Consider the following 24,748-nt stretch of genomic DNA (forward strand, 5'->3'; position numbering starts at 1 on the left):
TCATGAATCAACCCAAGACATCCCTGCCCTTTCATTACGCCTGGGTCATCGTCCTCTGCGGCGGTCTGACCATCTTCTCCTGCCTGGGCCTGGCCCGCTTCGCCTTCGGTATGCTACTGCCCGCCATGAAGGCCGGCCTCGCTCTCGGCTACGACCAGATGGGCTACGTCAGTACCGGCAACTTCGCCGGTTACCTGGTCTCGGTGGCTCTGGCGCCCCTGTTGCTGCGCCTGGCCCGGCCCCGCGTGCTCATCGCCGGCAGTCTGCTGCTGATCGCCCTGTGCATGGTCGGCATCAGCCAGGCTGAGAGTTTCCTGCCCCTGCTCGTCTTTTATACACTGGTCGGCATGGGAGGCGGCTTCGCCAATATCCCGTCGGTACTGCTCATCTCCCACTGGTTCCGCCGCGAACGGCGTGGCCGTGCCGCCGGCCTCATGATCATGGGCAACGGCGCCGCCATCATCTTCGCCGGCTTTCTGATCCCCAACCTCAATGCGAGTCTGGGCATGCAGGGTTGGCGCACGGGCTGGCTCATTCTGGCGGCGATCACCCTGGGGGCGGCGGTCTGCACGGCGATGCTGGTGCGCAACGAGCCGGCCGACCTGGGCCTGGAGCCGCTGGGAGCCAGGCAGTCCCTCGAACCCGCCGCCGTCGCCGACCATTCGCCGCCGGGAAGCGGCCGCAGCCTGCTGCTGCTCGGCGTGCTCTATCTCATCTTCGGCGCCACCTACATGGTCTACGGCACCTTTATCGTCACGGCCATGGTCAGCGAATTCGGCCTCGCCGAGGCCCGCGCCGGCCTGTTCTGGTCCTGGGTCGGCTTTTTCAGCCTCTTCTCCGGCGTGGGCTTCGGGGCGCTGTCCGACCGCCTCGGCCGCAAGACCGGGCTCATGCTCGTCTTCGTCATTCAGAGTCTGGCTTACCTTTTGGCCGGCTCTTCCCTGGGTGAAGGGGCCCTGGTGGCTTCCGTCATCCTCTACGGAATCTCCACCTTTGCCATTCCGACTATTATGGCCGCCGCCGTCGGCGACCTCCTGGGACTGTCACGGGCGGCCGCCGGCTTCTCCCTTATCACCGTCTTTTTCGCCGTCGGCCAGACCCTCGGTCCGGCGAGCGCCGGCGTGCTGGCCGAAACCAGCGGTACCTTCACCACGGCTTTTCTGCTATCGGGGGGACTCACGGGCATGGCTGTACTGCTGGCCTCGTTTCTGTCGATGCGGGATGGGGAGCGTTGAGGGCTCAGGGCGCCTGCAGGGGGGGCTCGACCAGAGCGGCGATCTGCTCGCGCAGCTGGAGGATGTGCTCGCCCCAGTAGCGGGGGGTGTTGAACCAGGAAAAATGGCGGGGAAAGGTGGGGTCGTCCCAGCGGCGGGCCAGCCAGGCGGTGAAGTGCAGGATGCGCAGGCTGCGCAAAGCCTCGATCAGGCGCAGCTCGGCCGGGTGAAAATCGTAGAACTCCTGATAGCCGTCGAGGATCTCCGCCAGCTGCACCTGCTGACGGGAACGGTCACCTGAGAGCATCATCCAGATATCCTGCACGGCCGGGGCCATGCGGGCGTCGTCCAGATCGACCAGATGAGGAGCGTCGTTGCGCCAGAGAATATTGCCGGCATGACAGTCGCCATGCACGCGGATGGCGCGGGCCGTCACCGTCGCCGTCACGTCGTCGACGCCCTGCAGCAGATCCGTCGTGAGGGCGTCGTAGTTGGCCTTATACTCGGGCGGGATGAAGTGCTCGCTGATGAGGGCGACGCTGTCGTGGCCGAAGCTCTGGCCGTCGAGATGAGGCCGGTGAACAAAGGGGCGGATGGCGCCGATGCGGTGCAGGCGACCGAGCAGGCGCCCCATGATGAGCAGGTTGTCCAGATCGTCGAACTCGGGAGCGTGTCCCCCCTGGCGTGCATAGAGGGCGAAGCGGAAGCCACCGTAGTGAAAGAGGCTCTCCCCCGCCTCGTTGCACAGGGGGGCGACGACGGGCAGCTCGTGCTCCCGCAGCTCGAAGCAGAACTGGTGCTCTTCGCCAATCTGGGCATCGGTCCAGCGTTCGGGGCGGTAGAACTTGGCGATGAGCGGCTGGCCTTCCTCGATGCCCACCTGGTAGACGCGGTTCTCGTAGCTGTTCAGGGCCAGGGTGCGGCAGTCGCAGACGTAGCCCTGGCTTTCGATGGCGTCCATGATGAAGCTGGGGGTCAGGCTCTGGAAGGGGGGCTGGTTCTCGGTCATCGTCTCGCTATCCTTTTGTTCGGCTTTTTCGGGAAGTGGCGGCAGTATAAGGCAATTGTCCTTTTTGTGCCCGAAAACTTTTGACGGATCGCCAAGCCAGCGTTATTGTGGCGGTATCCTTGACATCACCCCCATGCTGACGGACAATTAATCCCATGACTGATTTTGACGCTTCCCTGCCTCTGGGCAGGACCACCGAGTACAAATCCGAATACGATGCCGGCCTGCTCTGTGCCGTGCCGCGCAGCCTCAAGCGCCTGGAGCTAGGACTGGAGCGGGCGCTTCCCTTTCAGGGGGTGGACATCTGGAACGCCTTCGAGCTCTCCTGGCTGCAGCCCGGCGGCAAGCCGGTGGTGGCCATGGGGGAGTTCCGCTTCCCCTGCCATTCGCCAAACATCGTCGAATCCAAGTCCTTCAAGCTCTACCTCAACTCCTTCAACCAGACCCGCTTTGCCAGCTTCGCCGAGGTGGAGCAGGTGCTGGCCGAGGATCTCGGCCGCGTGGCCGGGGCGCCGGTGCAGGTGCGCCTCATCGGCAGCGAGCGCTTCGGCGAGGAGCGCCTCTTCGCCCTGCCGGGACGCTGTATCGATGGGATCGATATCGCGGTCAGCCAGTACCAGCTGGAGGCCGAGCTGCTGACCGGGGCGGCCGACGCGGCGGATGTCGTCGAGGAAGAGCTGCACAGCCATCTGCTCAAAAGCAACTGCCTCGTCACCTGGCAGCCCGACTGGGCCAGCGTGCTCATCCGCTATCGTGGTGGTCGTATCGATCCCGCCGCTCTGCTGCGCTACCTCATCTCCTTCCGCCAGCACAACGAATTCCACGAGCAGTGCGTCGAGCGCATCTTCGCCGACCTCATGCGTTTCTGCCGGCCGGAGCGGCTTACCGTCTACGCGCGCTACACCCGTCGCGGCGGCCTCGACATCAATCCCTTCCGCAGCAATTTCGAGAACACGGTGGAGAACCTGCGGCTGGCCCGTCAGTAGTTCCCTCCCCTGGTTTTATATTTTTTCCGAAAGGAGCTTTCTGCCATGGCCAAAACGATTCTCATTACCGGCGCCACCTCGGGATTCGGAGAAGCCTGCGCGCGCCGCTTCGCCACCGAAGGCTGGCAGCTCATCCTCACCGGCCGCCGCCGCGAGCGCCTGCAGGCGCTGGAGCAGGAGCTGGGCGCCGCCGTCAGCCGCACCCTGGTCCTCGACGTGCGCCAGCGCCAGGCCGTGCAGGAGGCTCTGGGGGATTTGCCCGCCGTCGACGTGCTACTCAACAACGCCGGCCTTGCCCTCGGTCTGGAGCCGGCCTGGGAGGTTGATCTCGACGACTGGGAGACCATGGTCGATACCAACATCAAGGGAGTCATGTACTGCACCCGCACAGTACTGCCGGCCATGGTCGCCCGCAATGGCGGCCATGTCATCAATATCGGCTCCACCGCCGGAAGCTGGCCCTATCCCGGCGGCAACGTCTACGGGTCGACCAAGGCCTTTGTCGAGCAGTTCAGCCGCAATCTGCGCGCCGACCTGCTCGGCAGCCGGGTCCGCGTCACCTATCTGGCCCCTGGCATGGCGGAGACGGAGTTCTCCCAGGTTCGCTTCAAGGGGGACGGTGAGCGCGCCGCCGGCGTCTATGCCGACACAGAGCCCCTACGGCCGGAGGATATCGCCGACATTATCTGGTATGTGGCCAACGTCCCTGCTCATGTCAACATCAACGCCCTCGAGGTCATGTCGGTCTACCAGTCCTGGGGGCATCTGGCGGTGCATCGCCAGCGCTGAGGCGGCGGCCGGGAATTCCCTTGCGGAAGCTGCGTCCTTGTGATAACTAGACCGGCTCAGAACCCCATTAACCCGCAGGAGAAATCCCATGAGTTACCAGGCACCCCAAAGCTTCACCGAAGTCACCGTGACCTGCAAGGCCAACATTTACTTTGACGGCAAGGTGGTCAGCCACAGCATCCTGCTGGCCGACGGCCGCAAGAAGACCCTCGGGCTGGTCTATCCCGGCCATTACACCTTCAACACCGAGGCCCCCGAGAAGATGGAAATCATCGCTGGCAGCTGCCGCGTCCGCATCGGCGGCCAAGGTGACTGGATCGGTTTCAGCGCCGGCACCTGGTTCGATGTGCCCGGTCATTCGTCCTTTGACATCGAAGTCGCCGATGGCATCACCGAGTACGTCTGCTCTTTTGTTTAGGAAAACCCGTGTATAATAGAAACTCTGGCAGACGCCGGGCCCTCTGCCCGGCGTTGTCTTTTTTGGGCAAGTTCGCAGGAGGACCTGATGTTTGAAATTGGCCGCATTCAAAACCTGAAAATCCATCGTCTCGATGAAGAGGGCGCCTGGCTGGGGGAGGAGTCCCAACCGGTGCTGCTGCCCATCCGTGAAGTCCCGGCCGACGCCAGCGTCGGGGCGGTCTATCCTGTCTTCGTCACTCTCGATGCTGCGGAGAAACCCGTGGCCACCCTCAACCTGCCCAAGGCCCAGGTCGGCGAGTTTGCCCTGCTCAAGGTCAAGGACGTCACCCGGCACGGAGCCTTTCTCGACTGGGGGATGCCGAAGGATCTGCTGGCTCCCTACAGCGAGCAGCCCGAGCGCATGCGCACCGGGCACAAATACCTGGTCAAGGTCTGCCTTGACAACCGCGGCCGCGTGGTGGCTACCGCCCGTCTGGATGAATGCCTGGAGCCTGAGATCAAGAACCTTAAAGAGGGGGACAACGTCGAGCTCATTCTCTGGCAGTACACCGATCTCGGCGCCAAGGTGATCGTCAATGGCCTCTACGGGGCTCTGCTCTACAAGGACGAGCTGCGCAGCGGCCTCAAGCGTGGCGACCGCCTGCAGGGCTACGTCAAGACCATCCGCCCCGACGGCAAGCTGGATGTCACCCTGCGTCAGAGCGGTATCGAGGGGATCGAGGACGCCAGGAAAACCCTGCTTGCCGCCCTGCAGAAGGAGGGTTTCCTGCCCCTGCACGACAAGAGTCCTTCCTGGGAAATCCAGAAGCGCCTGGGAATGAGCAAGAAGGTCTTCAAAAAGGCGGTGGGTGGTCTCTATAAGGAAAAACGGGTGGAGCTGAGCGAGGACGGGGTGCGGCTGAAATCGAACTGAAGGAGAAACGACGGGCCGAACAGGGGCCGTCCTAGCAAAAGGACAGGGAGGAACCATGCGCGTAGAGACCGATATCAAGCTGGGCTTCAAGGATGTGCTCATCCGTCCCAAACGCTCCAACCTCAAGAGCCGCGCCCAGGTGGAGCTGAACCGCACCTACACCTTTCTGCACAGCGGCAAAACCTGGACGGGGATACCCGTCATCGCCGCCAACATGGACACGGTGGGGACTTTCGAAGCGGCGGAAGTGCTGGCCGGTTTCGGCCTGCTCACCGCGATTCACAAGCATTACAGCCTGGAGGAATGGGCGGTCTGGCTGCAGGGAAGGGCCGACGATATCTATGAACATATCCTGGTCAGCACCGGTACCTCCGAGGAGGAATTCGACAAGCTCACCCAAATTCTGACCAACCACCCCAAACTCGAATTCATCTGCATCGACGTGGCCAACGGCTACGCCGAGGCCTTCGTCGATTTCGTCCGCCGCGTGCGTGCAGCCTGGCCCGAGAAGACCATCGTCGCCGGCAATGTGGTGACGGGGGAGATGGTGGAAGAGCTGCTGCTGTCGGGGGCCGACATCGTCAAGGTCGGTATCGGCCCCGGCTCGGTCTGCACCACCCGGGTGAAGACCGGTGTCGGCTACCCCCAACTTTCCGCCGTCATCGAATGCGCCGATGCGGCCCACGGCCTCGGCGGGCGCATCATCTCCGACGGCGGCTGTGTTTGTGCCGGTGACGTCGCCAAGGCCTTCGGCGGTGGGGCCGACTTCGTCATGCTCGGCGGCATGTTCGCCGGCCACGACGAGAGCGGCGGCCAAATTGTCGAACGCGGTGGCCAGGCCTTCAAGCTCTTCTACGGCATGAGTTCGGCCACGGCCATGGAGAAACACGCCGGCGGCGTCGCCCACTACCGCGCTTCCGAAGGCAAGACGGTGGAAGTCCCTTATCGTGGTCCTCTCGCCGAGACGGTCAAGGACGTCCTCGGCGGCGTACGCTCCGCCTGCACCTATGTCGGTGCCGCCGCCCTCAAGGAGCTCACCAAGCGCACCACCTTCATTCGCGTATTGGAGCAGGAAAATCAGAAATTTTCCGACTAACGGGCCACACATAAAGGAGTTCGATACCAAGGGCGGCCCGCAAGGTCGCCCTTGGCTTTTTGGGGATCAGGCGACAGGGGTTCCGGGAGGGAGAGAGTCCAGGCCGGCGCGGCGATAGTTGCGAATGACCCGCACCAGGCGTCCGCTCAGCAGCAGCGCTGCCATGGTCAGACCGGCGATGAGGCCGATCCAGAAGCCGGCCGCTCCCATCGGTTCGCCCCACAGGGAGGTGAGGCCCAGGCTGTAGCCGATGGGCAGGCCGACGCCCCAGTAGGCGAAGATGAGCAGGAACATGGGAACCCGGGTGTCCTTGTAGCCCCGCAGGGCGCCGGAGGTGCTGACCTGGATGGCGTCGGAAACCTGGAAGAGGGCGCCGAGGATGAGCAGCTCCACGGCCAGGCGGCGTACCTCGGGGTTGGTGGTGTAGATGGCCGCCACCGGTTCGGGGAAGAGCAGGCAGAGGGTCGAGGTACACAGGGCGATGACGCCGGTGAGGGCGATGCCGGTGTAACCGGCGCGGCGGGCGAGGGCGAGGTCGCGGCTGCCCAGGGCCCAGCCCACCCGGATGGAGATGGCGCTGGAGATGCTCATGGGGATCATGAAGACAAGGGTCGAGAAGCTCAGGCAGATCTGGTGGGCGGCGACGATGTCCGCGCCGAGGGAGCCGATGAGCAGGGCGATAACCGCGAAGATGCTGGCTTCGACAAAAAGGGAGAAACCGATGGGAACCCCCAGGCGCAGAATCTGGCCGATCTCCTGCCAGTCGGGGCGCGGCCAGGCGTCGAAGAGCTGGGAGGGCCGGTAGATCTGTCCCCGGCGCACGATGACCAGCATGCCCAGCAGCATGAACCACATGGTCAGCGAAGTGGCCCAGCCGCAACCCGGGCCGCCGAGGGCGGGCAGACCGAGTTTGCCGTAGATAAGCACATAGTTGGCGGTGGCGTTAAAAGGCAGGGCCAGCAGGCTGATGATCATGCTCGGCTTCGAGCAGGAGAGGCCCTCGCTGAAGTGACGCAGTACGAAAAAGCCGGCAATGGCCGGCATCCCCCAGGAAATGGCTTCCAGGTAGGCCAGGGTCTTGGGCGCGGCCACGGGGTCGACCTCCATCCAGACAAGCACGGGGCCGGCGTGGCGCAGCAGGGGGATGACCAGCAGACTCAGGACCAGGCCCAGGAGCAGGGCCTGGCGCACGTGGTGGCCAATCTCCCGGCGGAAGCCGCCGCCGTGCAGCTGAGCGACGGAGGGGGTGACGGCCATGAGGATGCCGAGCATGAAGAGAAAGAGGGGGTGCCAGATGCTCGCACCCATGGCCACTGCCGCCAGGTCGACGGAGCCGACCCGGCCGGCCATGACCGTGTCGATGAAACCCATGGCGGACTGAGAGACCTGGGCGGCGACGAGGGGGCCGGAGAGAATGGCCAGAGTCTTCAGCTCCCGTAGGGAGCGCTGGCGTTTGGTGGAGGGAATGGTATTCATGACGGAGCGAAATCTTATGCCTGTACCGTCCCCGGGTCAAGGGCGGAATAGCCGGGTCGAAAAATCGCCCCCATCAGGAACGCTGCGCCCTGTCGATGAGGCGAAAGAGGGCCTCGGCTAGCTGACGGTAGCCGGCGGCATTGGGGTGTACGGTGTCGCTCTTGAGGTCGCGGTCGCCCAGCAGATCGGTGATGATGTCCCCTTCGTAAGGCAGGCGGTAGGTCTCGGCGAGCTGATCGTAGAGTGGAGCGGTCTTCAAAAGCAGGCCGAACTGGGGAACGCCGACGACAACGACCTCGGCGCCGCTGTCGTGGATGAGCGCGACCATGGCTTCGAGGTTGGCGGCCAGCTGCTGCCGGTCAAGGCGGCGCAGAAAGTCGTTGCCGCCATGGCAGAGAATGACCAGGTCGGGCTCATATTCCGCCAGCACGTCCGGGAGGCGCCGCAGACCCTGAGCCGAGGTCTCCCCGGGCACGCCTGCGTTGATGACGGTGCGGCCCAGCAGGGCGGCCAGCACTTCGGGGTAGGATTCACCCGAGCCGGCGCCGGTACCGTACGTGAGACTGTCGCCGAAAGCCAGCACGATGGCGTCCTCGGGCAAGGGAGCGATGGCTGGTCCGCGGTCACAACCGCCGGCCGGCAGCAAAAAAAGAGCGATGGCTAAGAAATGAAGAAGGCGAAACATAAAAAATCTCCTGGGCCGGGGTGATAAAACAGCGCCCTGTCACCCGATGTGGTTTTTGGTAACTGGTTGAAATGATATTGAATCGACTAGACATCAGGGGGCATTCGCCGCGATATCGGCTTTTTATTGTGTTCGGGGCGGGTTAGGCTTGGACACAAAGAAGCCGATTATACGATGTCTTGCCAAAGGAAAGGAGCGTGCCATGAAAACCATGAAAACACTGTTGGTGCTGTTGATTGGCAGTCTGTTCACCCTCGGGGCTCCCCTGGCCGCCGAAGCCCATGACGCCAGGAAAAAGGTCGTGGTGGTCAAGGAGGTGTCCCACCATCAGCGGGGCCAGGATCGGACCTATGGTGACAGGCACTATAACAATGACCATGCCTATGGGAAGCACCGAAAAAACAAGCCGCCGCGCTGGGGACACCAGCAGGCGAAGCATGGGCAGAAAAAACACGGCCACTACCGTCCCGCCGCCCACCATCGCCAGGGGCCTGACGGCATGCTGCGGGTGATCTACGGGGCGGTCATTCCGCCTTCGGGGTATGGATCCATCGACCTGCGCATCCCCTGGTAGGTCACGCAGAATCTTTCTCCCTTTCGCGGGGACGTCTTGACGGCGTCCCCGTGTTTTTTTGGGATGGCCGCCCATCTACTTCAGCAGCTTGTTGATGATCTCCTTGTACTTCTGTTCGATGACGTGACGCTTTTTCTTCAGCGTGTTCGTCAGCTCTTCTCCCGCCTTGAATTCCTTGTCCAGAAAACTGATGCCGCTGAGGCGCTCATAGGGCTTGAAGCCCTTCTTGGGGTGCAGCAGCTTGTTGATCTCGTTCTTGACCTTGGCCATCACCTGTTTGTCGTTGAGGAAGTCCTCCGTTTCACCCACGAGATGGCTGAACTTGTCGGATACGTACTCCTTCAGCTTGTCCATATCGGGCACGATGAGAGCGCCGAGGCCTTTCTTGTCCTGCCCGACCAGCACGGCGTCGGCCACGAAGGGGAGCATGGTGATGGTCGATTCGATGTGGGTAGGGTCGATGTTCTCGCCGCTGGCCAGCACGATGATCTCCTTCGAGCGGCCGCAGAGCACCAGTTCGCCGGTGAGGGTGAACTTGCCGAGGTCGCCGGTTTTGAAGAAGCCGTCGGCCGTGAAGGATTTGTCGTTCTCATCCGGGTTGTTGTAATAGCCGGGGGTGACCTGTTGGCCGCGCACCTGCACTTCCCCCTCGCAGCCGGCGGGAAGCACCTGGCCGGCCTCGTCCACGATACGCACCTCCGTTCCGGCAATCGGCTTGCCCAGGGTGCCAAAAATGGGACAATCGAGGGCGCGGCCGGCGATGCCGGGGGCACATTCGGTCATGCCATAGGCGTTGGCGATGCGGATGCCAACGGCGTCGAGCCAGGCGTCCAGGTAGTCGGGGAGACTGCCGCCGCCGCTGATGGCCACGCGCAGACGGCCGCCGAATTTCTCCTGCACCAGCGCCAGCTTTTTGCGGGCCAGCAGGTACAGAGGCAAGAGCAGGATGACAGCGCCCAGCGCCCGCAGTTTCTGCAGCCAGCGACGCAGAAAAAAGACCGGCTTGTAGCGGGGGAGATGATCCTTGAGCAGACGGCTGTTGCGCCGGAAGGTGGCCGAGATCCACACCAGGGCGCGGAAGAGCTTGGCCTTTTTCTTGCTCTGCTTTTCGAGCGCGGCATTGATTTTGCTGTAGAGGGATTCCCACAGGCGCGGCACGGTAGCCACCAGAGTCGGCTTATAGGTGACCAGGTCCTCGGCGAAGGTCTTCAGGGTCGAGTAAACGATGCAGCTGCCTTTGGCCAGAGCGATATATTCGGCCGTGCGCTCGAAGATATGCCAGGACGGCAGGATCGAGAGCCAGCGATCCTCCGCCGTCAGTTCAATGATGGGCGGCAGGCTGGCAATCTGGTGCATGAGATTCCGATGGGTCAGCACTACCCCTTTGGGCATCCCCGTGGTGCCGGAGGTGTAGACCAGGGTGACGGTATCTTCTGATCCCAGTTGCGCGCTGCTGCGGATAAAATCCTGCAGTTCCTCGGGGGTGATGGTGCGATCCTGCAGCAGATCCTGGTAGGCGTAGACGGGCTGAAAGAGCTTGTGGCGGCTCTCGGATTCAATGATGAAGGTCACCTTGAGCTGGGGTAACTTGTCCGTCATTTCGCGGTGCTGTTCGTACAGTTCCTCGTTTTCCACCACCAGAAATTCGCAGCCCGCGTGGGTCATGATAAATTCCAGCTCCCGCGTCGGCGTGTCGCTCCCCCGCGGCACGCTGATGGCGCCCAGGGAAATGAGGGCCAGGTCGGTAACCATCCAGCCATAGCGGTTGTCGGAGAGGAGCATCACCTTGGAGCCGTGGCCGATCTTCTTCTCCCGAAAGGCGCGGGCCAGCAGCAGGACATCGTCGAAGAGTTTCTCGTAGGTGACGGAGAACTCTTTGCCCGCCGCCCGGTAGATAAAGGCCGTGCGCTGGGAAAACTGCCGATAGCTTTGGATTAAAACGTCGAAAAGCGTTGTAGGGCTGGCGGTTATCATGGTTTGTTGACCCTTTCCCTGTCTTTTTCGGTACTCTACCGTGAGACGCTGGTTTTGCACAAGACTCTTTTGTGCGGACGTCAGCTTGACTGCGGTCTTGAATCCTGTCCATTTTTTAGGTTTAATGTTGGCGCGCAACGGGATTTCCCCATCCCATCTTCTTAGAGAGGTTACATCATGTCCTTTACCGGAGATCTGGAACACCTGCCTATCGTCGATATTGTCCAGCTCATCCATGCGGCCCGTAAAACGGGAACCCTGACGGTGCAAAGCCGCAAAGGAACCTGTCAGCTGGTCTTCAAGGACGGCTTTATCGGCAGCGCCAGCAACCTGCACAGCCATGGGCGCATCGGGCAGATCCTGCTGGAGATGAAGGCTCTCCGCGAAGAGGACCTGGAGGCGGCGCTGGCTGAGCAGAAGCAAGCCGGCCACAATCGCAAACCCCTGATAGCCACCCTCATGTCGCGGAAGCTCATCGACAAGGACGTGGCTTTCAAGGGGCTGCAGCTCCTCATCGAAATGACCATCGTCGAAATACTGACCTGGAAAGCCGGCACCTTCTCCCTTGACGTGGACAACGTGGCCATCAGCGACGAATATCGTTATTTTCCCGAGAAGCTGAACGAGGAATTTCTGCTCAACAGCCAGAATGCGCTCATGGACGCCCTGCGCATCTACGATGAAAAAAAACGCGACGGCGAACTCAGCGACGAGGACGAACCATCCGTCGAGGGGACGGAGCCGGGCGAGAGCGGCTGGAGCATTTCAGAGGACGATCTGGGGCTGGCTGATCTGGACCAGCTGGAAACGCGTATTCCCGGTGTTTTTTCGGTGCTCGAGGAAAGAGACCCTGTCGCCATCCATCGGGAACGGATCGGGACTCTGGCCCCGGCCTGGCCCGACTCGGAGAAGGAAAAGGTTCTCGCCTATCTCGGTGATGCCGCCGACCGGGCCAAGGAATCCCCGAGTCCTGAAGGAGGGGCGCGGGCCGTGATCGTTTTCAGTTCCGACGAGTTTCTTGCCTACCTGCTCACGACCCTCGGCAAAAATGACGGCTCGCTGATCTTTTCCACCAACGACGACCAGGATCTCGACCTCATCATCGACCAGTCCCTGCACAAAGGCATCCAGCCACTGCTGGTGATGGACTGTCCCCAAAAAGCCAGGGCCGGTTATTCCGCGGACAAGATTCACCGTCTGCGCCGGGAAAAGAAGATGAAATATCCCCGTCTGGAGACGCTGCAGCTCGCCTTTGCCGCCGAACGGGATTTCATCCTGCAGTCTTATCGGGAGGGGGCCCGTGCGGTCTTTCCGCGGCCGTCTGTTGATGGAGTGCAGGAAAATGGTGCGGCGGAAACCCTGACTTTTATTGAGGCTCTGCGTCTTTATCTGAACAACTTTTTCGAAAAGAAAGTATCCGGCGCCGAAGATGTCCTGGCCCGGGGGGTGCTCGATCTCATCGCCTGCCCCTCCATTCCGGCCGTTCATCAGTCGCTGCTTAAAACCCTGGCCGGTATCTTTCCCCGGGTGCTTACTCTGGCGGCCCGCCAGGAAGACTTCGTCTCGGAAAAAGGGATTGGCTTCGGCGGGGGTGACCGGGAAGCCCGAGCCGTGGTCTCCGTATGCATCCCCCTGGAGACTTCCAGCCTTCTGCGCAAGGTGGCGGACGAACAGCGCCCTTTCTACGGGCTGCTCTACGACGGCGGTCTCAGCACCCCTCTCTATGAGGCGCTGGGGGCGGCGACCACACCCAAGGCCCTCCTCTTCCCTCTGCATGTGCGCGGCCGGACGCTGGCCGTCATCTATGCCGATTTCGGCGACACCGAGGCGCAAGCAGTGCCGATGGAGCAGCTGGAGCGCCTGGCGGCACAGGCCGCCCTGGTGGCGGAAAACGCTCTGTACCGTAAAAAACTGGAAAAAACCACACGGTAGGTGATATTCTCTGCCAAGTTTTACATCTTTTTAAGAGGATACGTGCATGGACGCCAAAGTAATGAACCAGATTCTGGAGATCGCTTTTGAGAAGAGGGTGTCGGACGTTCACTTCGAAGTGGACAACCCGCCGTTTTTCCGGGGGCGCGGCCAGCTGATCCGCTCCAAGCTACCCAAGCTCAAACCCGAAGACACCGAATTCATCGCCAAAACCATTCTCGAAGCCAACAAGCGCCAACTCGATCCGAGCCTGCGAGAGCAGGATGCCTCCTATTCCCTGCCCAACGGCGGACGCTTCCGCGTCAGCATTTTCCGGCAGAAAGGGGTGATCGGCATCGTCATGCGCGTCATTCCACCGCACATCGGCTCCTTTGAAGAGCTCAACCTGCCGGTGGTTCTCTCCGAGATCGTCAAGGCACCCAACGGCCTTATCCTGGTCACCGGTCCTACCGGCAACGGCAAGTCGACCACGCTGGCCTCCATGCTGCGCTACCTCAATGAGAACTACAGCTACAACATCATCACCATCGAAGACCCCATCGAATTCCTCTTCACCTCCAGCAAGAGCTGCATCATTCAGCGTGAGGTGGGGATCGACACCGAGGGATTCGGAGCGGCGCTGAAGGCAGCGCTGCGCATGGACCCCGACGTCATTATGGTCGGTGAGATGCGCGACCCGGAGACCATCGATGCCTGCATCAAGGCAGCCGAAACCGGACACCTGGTCTTCTCCACCCTGCATACCCAGAGTGCCTCCTCCACCATCAACCGTCTTATCGGCAACTTCCCTCCCGAGGTACAGGAAGTCATGCGCCAGCGCCTGGCCGACATGCTGGTGGCTATCGTTTCCCTGCGGCTGGTCAAGGACAAGAGCGGCGAAAACATCATCCCCGTCGTCGAGGTGATGCGCTCCACCACGACTATCCAGGCCTGCATCCGCGACGGCCGCCTGGATGAGATCGAAAAGCACATTGAAAACGGTGTCGCCCAGTACGGCATGCAGACGCTGGATCAGCACCTCATCCAGCTCTGCCAGCAGAAAATCATCGCCGTCGACGAAGCCAAGCGCATTACACGCTCCATGGATCTGGAGCGCAAGCTGATGTTCACCAGCTGAGCCGACAGGGAATAGTCATGCTCTCTGCCATTCACCTGCTCTATTTTTCGCCGACAGGAACCACCCGGAAAATCGTCGAGGAGATCGCCGCTGGCATTCCGGCCGGCGAGGTCAGGCACTACGACCTCACCCGCCTGGAAGCCGGGCTAGACCTGCAGCTCACCGACGGTCTGGCCATCATCGGCGTGCCGGTCTACGCCGGCCGGGTACCGGAAGTCTGTCTGAAGAGAATGGAGGGATTGTCGGCCACGGGCGTGCCGGTGGTGCTGGTGGCCCTTTACGGCAACCGCGCCTTCGAGGATGCGCTGGTCGAGCTGCGGGATGTCGCCGTCGCCAGGGGATTCTCGGTGCTTGCCGCCGGCGCCTTCATCGGCGAGCATTCCTATTCCACCCCGACTCAGCCGATCGCTCCCGGCCGTCCCGATGCGCCGGATCGGCAAAAGGCCCGTGAGTTTGGCGCCCTGGTCGCCGAGAAACTGCAGATGAGTACTTTTGCGGCTGCCCCACCAATTCCAGGTGACACCCCCTACAAGGAAAGAGTGCCCTTGGGCGGCGTCGCTCCCACCACCGATAAGGCCCTCTGCACCCTCTGTGGCACCTGCGCCAAGGTCTGCCCGACCATGGTCATCCGGGTGGAGGATGAGGTGACGACCGCGGCCGAAAACTGCGTCATGTGCTGCGCCTGCGTCAAGGCCTGTCCCGTTATGGCGCGGTCGTTCCATCATCCCATGATCGAGGCCAGGCGGCAGTTGTTGGTGGCCAACTTCAGCGAGCGCCGCGAGCCTGAACTGTTTCTGTAGCTGCCAAAAGGGCCGGTATCGCTATACGCGAATGGCCGGCCTTCGGGTTTTAATGACTCCTCTACAGATGATAATGACCGGCCGCTTCCGGCTGGTAAAGAACCGCCTCGATACGGGCCTTTCTGCGGCCCACCTCCCTCGGCCACTCCATCACCGAACCTGCCGCGCAGCCGAGCAAGGCGACCCCCGGTGGCGATGTCACCGCCAACTGCCCTTTTACAAAAATTCCATCCAACGACAGAACCAGGATCAGCGGGATTTGAGAGCCCGCAGCCGGAAAAATCTTTTGGGAATCTTGCTTTTGGGCAAGGGTGCATAGGTTTCATTGAAAAAACGCACGTCCTCGATGGTATAGAAGGCGTTGGGGTTGAAGGTTTTGATCAGACGCAGGGCTTTTTGCAGCTCACGTCGGCGTACCACCGTGAATATGATTTTGACCGGACCCGATTCACCGCGGGCATTGACATTGGTCACGCCGAAGCCCGCGTTCCAGAGGGCGGCACTTAAGCGGGGATCCTCATCGGGAGTGATGACCCGGATGATCAGGTTGCCAAAGGCCAGGCGCTCCTCGATGAACAGACCGACGTAATTGCCGGCGCCAAAACCGAGGGCAAAGGCCAGGTAGGTGGCCCAGTTGTCGATGTGCTGCATGACCTGGGAGATGGCCAGAATCCATACCAGCGCTTCCAGAAAACCGAGCGGCGCCGCCAGATGCTTGAGCCCCCGGTAGACCATGGAGATCCGCAGCGTGCCCAGGCTGACATCGAGAATGCGGGCCAGAAAGACCAGCAGGGGTACCAGCCACACGGCAAACACGTCTGATTGACTGCCAAGTTCCGTAAGCATCGAAAACTCCTTTAATAAAAAGGTGACCACTTGTCGGGTCGGTCACGGACATTACTCTGTATGCAGGCCCCAAATGCAAAAAGGCCACAGACGGGAGAGTCTGTGGCCTGGTAAAACGGGATCGGAAACGGGGTGGATTCGGGTCAGAATCCGCCATAACGTCCCCAGATGCCCGCCACCGGCCGCCGGCGCACCAAGGGTGTATTCACCACAATACGTTTGAGTTTTACAGGGATAGAGGGCGTCATAGTGGAGCCACCCTAGCAGAAAGCCATCAGAGAAGCAAGCTGCGGGTTGAGATGGAAGCGCTCGTGTATTTCCTGATGTCGGCTGCTTTTCAAATAAGGTAGGATCATGGCATATTGAGCAGCAGGGCCTTGTCGGTACAAACATCACAGTGAGGAAAACCCATGCAGATCACACCCCAGATACACGCGCTGAAAATCCCCTTTACGGTGCCTCTTTCCGCTGAAAAATCAATCGACCGTTTTGCTTTTGTCTATCTGCTCTTTGGCGACAGCATCCACCTCATTGACAGCGGCGTGGCCGGCGCCGCCGGGACGATTTGGGACTATATAAAACAGCAGGGCCGCGATCCGCAGGAGGTTTCCTCGTTAATTCTCACCCATTCGCACCCGGACCACCTCGGCGCCGCCAAAAGCATTAAGGCGCAGACGGGCTGTACGGTTTTTGCCCACCAAGGCGAACAAGACTGGATTGAAGATACGGAAAAACAGGTCCAGGACAGACCCGTACCCGGTTTTCATACTCTGGTCGAAGGTGCGGTCGAGGTGGATGTGTTGGTGGAGGACGGCGAGCTGCTGGATCTGGAAAAAGACCTCCGCTGCCAGATTATTCATACTCCCGGGCATTCCCGGGGCTCCATTTCATTGCTCTTTGAAGAGGAAAGCGCCCTCTTCACCGGGGATACGCTGATCGTCCCTGGCGACCTCCCCATTTACGAAGATATTTCGCAATGCCTTGCTTCGATCAAAAGGCTGCAGAAAATTCAAAATCTCGACACGTTGTTTTCCTCCTGGGAACCCCCCATGCAGGGGCGCCAGCCGATTCGCCAGCGGATGGAAGAGAGCCTGGCCTATCTCGACCGCATCCATGCCGCCGTAATCAACAGCAACCAGGGCGCAGAGGGGCAAAGCGGCATGGAGCTCTGCCAAAAAGCCGTTGCCGAACTCGGTCTGCCACCTTTTGCGGCCATGCCTCTTGTGGCCAGGGCCTTTGAGTCGAGCCTGAAGATGGGGTAGGGGTGAGGCTGGGTGGCGGCGACTTCCTCTTTAGCTTTGATCAGGTGCCACAGAACGTCTGATAGACCCGGTTGCTCGGCTCCGGCGGCTGCCGATAGGCCTGGTCGGCCTCGGCCGGCTCTGCGTAGGGTGTCGCCAGCACCCCCAGCAGTTTTTCCAGCGGCTGGATATCCCCCTCCTCGGCGGCAGCGGCCAGCGCCTCTTCGACGCGGTGGTTGCGTGGGATCACCGCCGGGTTGTGGGCATCCATATTCGCCCTGACTTCCGCCAGCGGTTGGCCCTGCTGCTCCAGTCGGGCGCGCCAGCGCTGCTGCCAGTCTTGAAACTCCCCATCCTGAAAGAGCGCCGTATCCGGTGAGGCCTCACGGGCGAGGTCACGAAAACTGTTGGTGTAGTCGGCCCCCAGTCGCTGCATGATTTTCAGCAACTCCTCGATCAGTCTCGCATCCCCTTCCTGCGCATCCGCCAGTCCCAGCTTGGCCCGCATCCCCTTCAGCCAGTAATCCTGAAACCTGTCCTCAAAACCCTTCAGCGCCGTGTGGGCCAGGTCAATGGCCTTTTCCTGCCCGTCGGCGAAGAGCGGCAGCAGGGTTTCGGCGAAACGGGCGAGGTTCCACTGGGCAATATGGGCCTGGTTGGCAAAGGCGTAGCGGCCGTGATGATCGATAGAGCTGAAGACGGTGCCCGGGTTATAGATATCCATAAACGCGCAGGGACCGTAATCGATGGTTTCGCCCGAGATCGCCATGTTGTCTGTGTTCATCACCCCGTGAATAAAACCGACCAGCAGCCATTTTACAATCAGGGCAGCCTGCCGGTCCATGACGGCTTCGAAGAAGGCGAGGTAGGGATTCTCCTGCGGCGCCGCCTCGGGGTAATGGCGGCGAATACTGTAATCGGCCAGCATTTTCACCTGCTCGGGCGTACCCTGCCAGGCCGCATACTCAAAGGTGCCCACACGCAGGTGACTGGCGGCCACCCGGGTGAGCACAGCACCCGGCAGCAGCGTCTCGCGCCGCACCGGTTCTCCGCTGGACACCACCGCCAGACTGCGGGTGGTGGGAATGCCAAGGGCGTACATGGCTTCACTGATGACATACTCCCGCAGCATCGGTCCCAGTGCCGCCCGTCCGTCCCCCTGCCGGGAAAAGGGTGTACGGCCCGAACCTTTCAGCTGAATATCCAGCCGCTCGCCGGTTGGGGTGATCTGTTCCCCCAGCAGAATGGCGCGGCCGTCACCTAGGGTGGTGAAGTGGCCGAACTGGTGCCCGGCATAGGCCTGGGCCAGGGGCTGCGCTCCTGCCGGCAGCGCATTGCCGGCCAGAATATTAACCCCCTCGTCCGTTTGCAGCCGTTGTGGGTCAAGCCCAAGTTCTGTGGCCAGCGAACGATTAAAAATCACCAGCTTTGGCGCCCGTACAGGCACTGGCGACAGTCGCCGGTAAAAGAGTTCGGGCAGCGCCGCGTAGCTGTTGTCAAAATTCCAGCCCATGGGTGATGGGGTGGTGGTGTTGTCGAGGGGCATGGGAATCCTTTCTAAAGAAGGTGCGAAACACGCAGTTGCTTTTATTGTAACGCCTGAACTGATGCGTGGGTAGATAGGTTTTAGAACTTCTGTGTCTAACTGTGATATTCACAGGCGTTTGGTGTTGTTGCATAGTGCAACTCAGGAATTTCCTGAGTTGACCTGCTGTTTTGATTTGATGTATAGAATTCGAGACACACAAATAAATAATATGCAGCGTTTTCCGATAAGAGCAAAGTCAGGGTAACCTGGCGACGCAAAGCTTCAGGCCCTTGAATTGAGGGTGGCTGAGCTGCCGAAGAAAGCGCCAGAGAATGCCTGTCATTCTTCTTGGCCCTTCTTCATTTTGAGAAGGGCCTTTTTTGTGCATAGGGTGTTAGTGGTGTTCGTTAAAAAGAGAAATGGATAGGTTTCGGTAACTTGTAAAACCTGGTTCATGCCAGCGGGGCTTGATCCGGGATTAAAGGTAACAGCCTTCTTATGAAGGCGCGCGTGGGAGGTTTTATTTATGAAGATTAGGCAGTTTGCGGCAATTCTGTTGGCCAGTTCGCTGGCCCTGGGTGGATGTGGTGGTGGCGGCGGTTCTTCTTCCGAGACGACCTCTACCGTAAGCGGTGTGGTTGCCGATGGTTATCTGGTAGGCGCCACCGTATTTCTGGACAAAAACGGCAACATGAAGCTGGACGAAGGGGAGCCTACCGCCAAGACGCTTGAAGGCGGCAAGTACACCCTGGAGGGAACCGATCTGGACAAGCACCCCATTATTGTTCTGGTAACAGCCGGAACCATTGATGAGGACTCCCCGACCACCCCGATTGAGAACCCTTACGTTCTGGCGGCTCCTGCCGGCAAGCCTGCCTTTATCAGCCCCGTAACAACCCTGGTGCAAAGCGCCATCATGAAGGGCCAAACCCTGGCTAATGCAGAAGCCAGCGTTCAGGCCGCTATCGGCAAAGACAGCGCAACGGCCCTGTATGCCGACTACATCGAGGGCGCCGATACTGTCCTGCACACTGTCGCTCAGAAGATCGCGGAAACCTTTGCCATGGTTCAGACTGACCCGACTGTTGCTCAGTTCACCGAGCAGGAGCAGTTCGTTTACGCTACCAAGATTATCAGTGAAAACTTGACCGCCATCGTTGCCGATCCGGTAAATTTTGACGGCACGACCGTTGCGATCAGCCCTGAGACCGAGATTACCGCGTCCCTTGGGTTTACGACCGAGAACGTGATTGGCAAAACCTTTATTGCCGGGCAAGATCCGCAAGATCTTGTTGTTTTTCAGTTGAACGCCGATGGTACTCTTTATGAGGTGACGAACGACACCGGTACTGTGGATTACATGGGAGCGTTTACGGGAACCTGGAGCGTCACAGGTGGCACATTGTCCATGAAGTACGACCAAGATGGCTCCACCGTTACCTTGAATGTGGCCACAGCCAGCAACGGTGCTATCGAAGTCGTCGGCACTGACGAAGGCGGTGCTCTCGCTGGAACGGTCTATGAAGCCGTGACTGCTCTGCCTGCAGGGTTTGGCGGGACCTATTCCGCTCTGATCGAGGGTGACTCCACGCCGGAGACGGTTGAAGTGGTCATTAACGCCGATGGTTCGGGAACCTTTGGTGGCGGAGCAATTACCTGGGTATGGGAAGCCCCGGCCCTCAAAATCATGGAAGAATATCTTGATTTGGGTGGCAATCCCGTCATCGATGAAACGACTTGCATTCTTTATCCCTCGTCCACCGGGGATTTCGTGAAGGCTGTTTTTTACAACCTTGATTTTAACGAAATGGGAATGGCTACGTTCTCCAGATAACAGCCGCGACCCAACGCACCAAAGAAAAAGCTCCGGGGAAAAATCCTCGGGGCTTTTTCTGTTCTCTGTCTGCAGGAAAAGATCAACTTCCTGGCGCCAGGAAACTGATCCGGCATTCGTCTCTCTAAGCCGTCTCAAACTGCAGGCCCGACATATCCCCCTCGAAGTTCCGAATAACAACAGTTGTTGGGGTCGGACCAACTCAACCGCTTGATATTCCAAAGATTCAGGCTCGAAAATCGTTGTTTTTGGATGCTATGGTTCGATTTTCGGGGTTAAAATTGGCTCTATAGGTTTCTTCCGCATCTCGAAGTACAAAGGCCTCATCGATTCAACCCGCCCCGTCACCCCGTCAATGAGTCGCTTTTTCGCCCCAGATTTCCTGCAGTCGCTGATCTCGCCCGCAATTCCAGCGGTAAAATTTGTATCGAACGGGGCTCTTCTTGTAATAGTCCTGGTGGTAGCTTTCATTCCCTTTGATCGGGTAAAAGATCGAAGCGTCCAGGATGGGCGTGACGATTTCTTGGCCAGGGAACATCTTGGCGATTTCCTTTTTTGACTCCTCAGCGATTTCCCGCTCTTGTGCATCGGCGACAAAAATGGCGCTTAGATAACTGGGGCCCCGGTCGCAGAACTGTCCGCCATCGTCGAAGGGATCGATGTTTACCCAGTAATAGTCGAGCAGTTTTTGGTAGCTGATCCGCTTCGGGTCATAGGTGATCTCCACCGCTTCGTAGTGCCCGGTGTGGTCGCCTTCGTAGGTGGGATTATCTACCGTACCGCCGGTGAATCCCGAGACAACGTCGGTGACGCCCTCGAGTTTTTCGAAATCGGCTTCCATGCACCAGAAACATCCGCCTGCCAAAACCGCAGTGGCAGCCAAGGCCTTGGTGGCAAACAGGAGCGGGATGATGAGCAGGAGCAGGATTCTTAGGTTTTTCATATGACCTCCCGTGAAAGGAAAGGCGTGGAATTATTTTTGACGGACCAGATCAGCTGGTTCTTTGTGAATTCCGGTTCGATCAGCACAGGAAAGCTAGAGCTTACTCCTCTGGCGCGAAATCCAGCGCCGCCGAGTTGATGCAGTAACGTTTTCCCGTCGGCTCGGGGCCGTCGTCGAAGACGTGTCCCAGATGCCCCCCGCAGCGGGCGCAGTGCACCTCGGTGCGGACCATGAAAAGAAATTTCCGGTCCTCTTCGGTACCAATATTCTCCACGGCCACAGGCTCATAAAAACTCGGCCAGCCGGTCCCCGAATCGTACTTGGATGCTGAGCTGAACAGGTCTAGCCCACAGCCGGCGCAGCGGTAGGTCCCCTTGCCCTTATGATTGTGGTATTTGCCGCTGAAGGCGGGCTCGGTGCCGCTTTCACGCAGGACGCGGAACTGTTCGGGGGTGAGTTCCCGCCGCCATTCCTCGGTTGTTTTATTGACCTTCTCTATCATGATGTATTCCCCTTTCTCCACGGAATAGACGCGGATCTTTTCTGTCGCCGAGGCCCCCGTGGCGATGAGGGACGCCAAGGCAAAAATCAATCCTGCCGAAATCCATATCCTCGTGTTCATTTATCCATCCTTTCCCAGGACTATACCTGAAGCATGTTGCTGCTGAGGTGGGACCTGATAGGCTAAGCATAGCATGTGCCCTCGCAGGAAATTTCTGGTTTTTCTTTATTTTTATTTACAGGTGGATAATTATGGTTCGGGCAAGGAGAGGGGAGGGCGCGGATTATGACACAGGAGCGGGACAAGCTGAAGCAGGATGAGCATAAATTTCCCGGAAGGGAACCCGAATCTGGAGCCATCGATCGGGTTCTGCATGATGTTCTGGAATATCTTGACGTCGGCATCGTGATTTCCAATACGGTGGAGCGACGGCTGATCTATTCTAATGCGGCGGCTTCCGAGGTGCTGACGGAGCTGATGCCCGAGGTGACTTACGAGGCTCTTTATGAACTGCTGCTGGCCCCACCCGAGGGGAACCACACCGGGCCGCCGCGCCGGCAGATGGAGCTTCGCATGGGGAACCGCCTTCTCGGCTACTCCAAATATCCCATAGGCACTCATTACCACTGCCTCTTCATTCACGATATCACCGAAAAATCCCGCCTCATGGCCATCGCCGAAGCCGTCAATACCATGAACAACATCGGCTATGTCTTTTCCGGCATTCGTCATGAAATCGGCAACCCCATCAATTCGATCAAAATGACCATGAGCGTTCTCAAGCATAAACTGCCTGAATTTAACGCTGAGATGGTGGGTGAGTACGTCGATCGCACCCTTTCGGAGATCGGCAGGGTCGAGTTTCTGCTGAAATCCCTGCGCAACTTCAGCATGTTTGAAAACATTGAGATGAAACGTGTCGATCTCAACGATTTTCTGGATAAATTCCTGGCCATGGCGGTCAACGACATGGAAAAGAGGGGCATCCTGCTGCGCGCAAAACTGCTGCATGAGAACCTCAGGGTGCAGGCAGATACCCGGGCTCTGCAGCAGGTTCTTCTCAATCTGCTGGCCAACGCGGCTACGGCCCTTGAGGGGGAGGACGATCCCGAGATCGTCATCGAGGTGAGTCGCAATGGAGGGCTGGTTTTTTTGAGTGTGTCGGATAACGGCGCCGGTATGTCCAGAGAGGAGCAGCGTCAGCTTTTCAAGCCTTTTTTCACGACCAAGGCGGAAGGGTCGGGGCTCGGTCTGGTGATCTGCCGCAAAATGCTCGCCCAGATGGACAGCAGTATCGAGGTGCGCAGCCGGCAGGGGGAGGGAACGACGGTGATTATCACCCTGACAGCCGGAGAAGATCATGACCAGTAGCCTGGTACGCACTCTACTGGTCATTGACGATGACCGGATTCTGGGCGCAGCGCTTAAGGATGGCCTGTCAGGGCCTGCCCAGGAGGTTCTGCTGGCGCCTACCGCCGCCGAGGGTCTGTTCATCTGCCGTCGCCAGAAGGTGGATGTGGTTCTGCTTGATCAAAACCTCCCGGATGGCCTGGGGATTGACCTGTGCCCCCAGATCCTGGAGGCCAATGAACGGTGCAAAATCATTTTCATCACCGCCTATCCCGATTTCAGTTATGCCGTCCGGGCGATCAAAGGCGGGGCTTACGATTATCTGACCAAGCCCTTCGAACTTGAAGAGCTGCTGCTGGTGGTGGACAGGGCTTTTAAAACAAGGGCACTGGAGCGGGTCGAGGACGTTGAGAATTATCGGGCCATGCAGGAATCGGCCGACGCGGTCATCATCGGGGCCCAGTCTGGTCTCGCCGAGGTGGAGCGCCTGGTAGACCTGGCCGCCAGCGAAGTGTCTCCGGTTCTGATTACCGGGGAGACCGGCACCGGTAAGAACGTGATCGCCAAGGCGATCCATTACCGAAGTGCCCTCGCGCGTGCGCCCTTTGTCAGCATAAACTGCGCCTCCTTGCCGGAAAACCTGATGGAGGCCGAACTGTTCGGCTATGAAAAGGGCGCCTTTACCGGCGCCGGCTCCCCCAAACGGGGGCTTCTTGAGGTCGCGGAGGGAGGAAGCCTGTTTCTGGACGAGATCGGTGAACTCCAGCCCCATCTGCAGGCCAAGCTGCTGGGCGCTCTGGAAGACCGCGTGATCCGGCGTCTGGGGGGAACAGCCAGCCGCCCGGTGGCGGTGCGCATCCTGGCGGCGACCAACCTGGACCTCGAAAGGGCCATGGAGGAAAAGCGCTTCCGCAAGGATCTCTACTTTCGTCTCAACGTGCTGCACATCGCCTTGCCCCCCCTTCGCGACCGCCTGGAAGACCTGCCCCTGCTGTGCCACGCCTTTCTTGAAAAAGTGCAGCGGGGTCGAACCCTCCGTCTTCCGGGCGAGGAGTTAACCCTGCTGCGGCGCTATTCCTGGCCCGGCAACGTCCGTGAGCTGAAAAACATTATCGAGCGGGCCGCCATTCTGCAGCAGGAGGGATGTATTTATCCCTCTCGCCTGATTGCCGAAGATCATACCTCCGTTAGCCCGCAACCAACAGCGGGCGCTGTTCTGCGCCCCCTTGAGGCGGTAGAGAAGGAGCATATTCTCTTTGCCCTGGAGGCCTGCGAGGGCAACCTCGCCAGAACCGCCCGGGAGCTGGGAATCGGACTCTCCACTCTCAAGCGCAAGGTCAAGAGCTACGGCGGGACGATCTAGTCATCACCCGTTCAAAATGGACCGCCCATTCAAAATGGACCGGTCAGGTTGACCCTCTTCCTGCTTTTTCAGCAAGACCCCATTTGTGTAATCCTTCGAAATAATTCATGTTTCTGGATGGGCCTGGAGCTGGCACGCCCTTTGCCTTGTTACAGA

Annotated in this window: 23 protein-coding genes and 1 riboswitch; of the genes, 14 read left to right on the plus strand and 9 right to left on the minus strand. The window is 59.7% G+C overall.

Annotation, left to right across the window (positions count from 1 at the left end; all coding sequences use genetic code 11):
* The first annotated feature begins 2 nt into the window (after nt 1-2).
* On the plus strand, nt 3-1,235 hold the full coding sequence (locus tag AOP6_RS02635; RefSeq protein WP_155875086.1) for a YbfB/YjiJ family MFS transporter: 1,233 nt from the start codon (nt 3-5) through the stop codon (nt 1,233-1,235).
* A gap of 4 nt (nt 1,236-1,239) precedes the next feature.
* On the opposite strand, the gene AOP6_RS02640 is transcribed toward AOP6_RS02635, so the two are convergent.
* Nucleotides 1,240-2,223 (minus strand): serine/threonine protein kinase, encoded by a 984-nt coding sequence (locus AOP6_RS02640; protein ID WP_155875087.1) that lies wholly within the window; start codon nt 2,221-2,223, stop codon nt 1,240-1,242.
* 155 nt (nt 2,224-2,378) lie between these two features.
* On the opposite strand from AOP6_RS02640, the gene queF reads away from it, so the two are divergent.
* From queF to AOP6_RS02665, 5 genes are all read left to right on the plus strand, one after another.
* Nucleotides 2,379-3,209, plus strand: coding sequence for an NADPH-dependent 7-cyano-7-deazaguanine reductase QueF (gene queF, locus AOP6_RS02645; RefSeq protein ID WP_155875088.1), 831 nt, complete (start codon nt 2,379-2,381; stop codon nt 3,207-3,209).
* A 45-nt stretch (nt 3,210-3,254) separates the two neighbouring features.
* Complete coding sequence (locus tag AOP6_RS02650; protein WP_155875089.1) at nt 3,255-3,998, plus strand: SDR family oxidoreductase; 744 nt, start codon at nt 3,255-3,257, stop codon at nt 3,996-3,998.
* Nucleotides 3,999-4,086: 88 nt separating this feature from the next.
* Nucleotides 4,087-4,416, plus strand: a complete 330-nt coding sequence (locus AOP6_RS02655; protein WP_155875090.1) for a pyrimidine/purine nucleoside phosphorylase — start codon at nt 4,087-4,089, stop codon at nt 4,414-4,416.
* Between the two features lie 87 nt (nt 4,417-4,503).
* Nucleotides 4,504-5,331 (plus strand): S1-like domain-containing RNA-binding protein, encoded by an 828-nt coding sequence (locus AOP6_RS02660; protein WP_155875091.1) that lies wholly within the window; start codon nt 4,504-4,506, stop codon nt 5,329-5,331.
* A 55-nt stretch (nt 5,332-5,386) separates the two neighbouring features.
* A complete protein-coding gene (locus AOP6_RS02665; protein WP_155875092.1) occupies nt 5,387-6,427 on the plus strand; it encodes a GMP reductase in 1,041 nt (346 codons plus the stop codon).
* A 66-nt stretch (nt 6,428-6,493) separates the two neighbouring features.
* Here the strand turns inward: AOP6_RS02665 and AOP6_RS02670 are convergent, their stop codons facing one another.
* Together AOP6_RS02670 and AOP6_RS02675 are read right to left on the minus strand one after the other, a co-directional pair.
* Entirely contained in the window at nt 6,494-7,903 is a 1,410-nt protein-coding gene (locus tag AOP6_RS02670) for an MATE family efflux transporter (RefSeq protein WP_155875093.1), read from the minus strand.
* 73 nt (nt 7,904-7,976) lie between these two features.
* Nucleotides 7,977-8,588 carry an arylesterase gene (locus tag AOP6_RS02675; RefSeq protein ID WP_155875094.1) on the minus strand — a complete coding sequence of 204 codons (612 nt, stop codon included), beginning with the start codon at nt 8,586-8,588 and terminating at the stop codon, nt 7,977-7,979.
* 202 nt (nt 8,589-8,790) lie between these two features.
* On the opposite strand from AOP6_RS02675, the gene AOP6_RS02680 reads away from it, so the two are divergent.
* On the plus strand, nt 8,791-9,162 hold the full coding sequence (locus AOP6_RS02680) for a hypothetical protein (protein WP_155875095.1): 372 nt from the start codon (nt 8,791-8,793) through the stop codon (nt 9,160-9,162).
* Between the two features lie 75 nt (nt 9,163-9,237).
* On the opposite strand, the gene AOP6_RS02685 is transcribed toward AOP6_RS02680, so the two are convergent.
* Nucleotides 9,238-11,136, minus strand: a complete 1,899-nt coding sequence (locus AOP6_RS02685; protein WP_155875096.1) for an AMP-binding protein — start codon at nt 11,134-11,136, stop codon at nt 9,238-9,240.
* A 177-nt stretch (nt 11,137-11,313) separates the two neighbouring features.
* On the opposite strand from AOP6_RS02685, the gene AOP6_RS02690 reads away from it, so the two are divergent.
* Genes AOP6_RS02690 through AOP6_RS02700 form a run of 3 tightly spaced genes read left to right on the plus strand, consistent with a single transcriptional unit; the run spans nt 11,314 to nt 14,985 of the window.
* Nucleotides 11,314-13,068, plus strand: coding sequence for a DUF4388 domain-containing protein (locus tag AOP6_RS02690; protein ID WP_155875097.1), 1,755 nt, complete (start codon nt 11,314-11,316; stop codon nt 13,066-13,068).
* Nucleotides 13,069-13,114: 46 nt separating this feature from the next.
* Complete coding sequence (locus AOP6_RS02695) at nt 13,115-14,185, plus strand: PilT/PilU family type 4a pilus ATPase (protein WP_155875098.1); 1,071 nt, start codon at nt 13,115-13,117, stop codon at nt 14,183-14,185.
* A 17-nt stretch (nt 14,186-14,202) separates the two neighbouring features.
* Nucleotides 14,203-14,985: a 4Fe-4S binding protein gene (locus tag AOP6_RS02700; RefSeq protein WP_155875099.1), complete on the plus strand. Its 783-nt coding sequence runs from the start codon at nt 14,203-14,205 to the stop codon at nt 14,983-14,985.
* A gap of 61 nt (nt 14,986-15,046) precedes the next feature.
* On the opposite strand, the gene AOP6_RS02705 is transcribed toward AOP6_RS02700, so the two are convergent.
* A complete protein-coding gene (locus tag AOP6_RS02705) occupies nt 15,047-15,220 on the minus strand; it encodes a hypothetical protein (protein ID WP_155875100.1) in 174 nt (57 codons plus the stop codon).
* 14 nt (nt 15,221-15,234) lie between these two features.
* Complete coding sequence (locus AOP6_RS02710) at nt 15,235-15,831, minus strand: DUF2179 domain-containing protein (RefSeq protein ID WP_155875101.1); 597 nt, start codon at nt 15,829-15,831, stop codon at nt 15,235-15,237.
* 410 nt (nt 15,832-16,241) lie between these two features.
* Here AOP6_RS02710 and AOP6_RS02715 point away from each other — a divergent pair, with 410 nt between their 5' ends.
* Nucleotides 16,242-17,093: an MBL fold metallo-hydrolase gene (locus AOP6_RS02715; RefSeq protein ID WP_155875102.1), complete on the plus strand. Its 852-nt coding sequence runs from the start codon at nt 16,242-16,244 to the stop codon at nt 17,091-17,093.
* Nucleotides 17,094-17,133: 40 nt separating this feature from the next.
* On the opposite strand, the gene AOP6_RS02720 is transcribed toward AOP6_RS02715, so the two are convergent.
* A complete protein-coding gene (locus AOP6_RS02720) occupies nt 17,134-18,618 on the minus strand; it encodes a protein adenylyltransferase SelO (protein WP_155875103.1) in 1,485 nt (494 codons plus the stop codon).
* Nucleotides 18,619-18,839: 221 nt separating this feature from the next.
* Nucleotides 18,840-18,918: riboswitch (cyclic di-GMP riboswitch) on the plus strand.
* Between the two features lie 208 nt (nt 18,919-19,126).
* Here AOP6_RS02720 and AOP6_RS02725 point away from each other — a divergent pair.
* A complete protein-coding gene (locus AOP6_RS02725) occupies nt 19,127-20,434 on the plus strand; it encodes a lipocalin family protein (protein ID WP_155875104.1) in 1,308 nt (435 codons plus the stop codon).
* A 352-nt stretch (nt 20,435-20,786) separates the two neighbouring features.
* Here the strand turns inward: AOP6_RS02725 and msrA are convergent, their stop codons facing one another.
* Together msrA and msrB are read right to left on the minus strand one after the other, a co-directional pair.
* The gene (gene msrA, locus AOP6_RS02730; RefSeq protein WP_155875105.1) at nt 20,787-21,377 is read right to left on the minus strand and encodes a peptide-methionine (S)-S-oxide reductase MsrA; all 591 of its coding nucleotides are present in this window, start codon (nt 21,375-21,377) and stop codon (nt 20,787-20,789) included.
* A 100-nt stretch (nt 21,378-21,477) separates the two neighbouring features.
* Nucleotides 21,478-21,999 (minus strand): peptide-methionine (R)-S-oxide reductase MsrB, encoded by a 522-nt coding sequence (gene msrB / locus AOP6_RS02735; protein WP_225897335.1) that lies wholly within the window; start codon nt 21,997-21,999, stop codon nt 21,478-21,480.
* A gap of 165 nt (nt 22,000-22,164) precedes the next feature.
* Here msrB and AOP6_RS02740 point away from each other — a divergent pair, with 165 nt between their 5' ends.
* Nucleotides 22,165-23,250, plus strand: a complete 1,086-nt coding sequence (locus tag AOP6_RS02740) for a HAMP domain-containing sensor histidine kinase (protein WP_155875106.1) — start codon at nt 22,165-22,167, stop codon at nt 23,248-23,250.
* Complete coding sequence (locus AOP6_RS02745) at nt 23,240-24,592, plus strand: sigma-54 dependent transcriptional regulator (protein ID WP_155875107.1); 1,353 nt, start codon at nt 23,240-23,242, stop codon at nt 24,590-24,592. The genes AOP6_RS02740 and AOP6_RS02745 overlap by 11 nt, the downstream gene beginning before the upstream one ends.
* Nucleotides 24,593-24,748 lie beyond the last annotated feature (156 nt).

Origin of the sequence: Desulfuromonas sp. AOP6, from assembly GCF_009731355.2 — a bacterium.
Lineage (GTDB): Bacteria > Desulfobacterota > Desulfuromonadia > Desulfuromonadales > SZUA-540 > SZUA-540.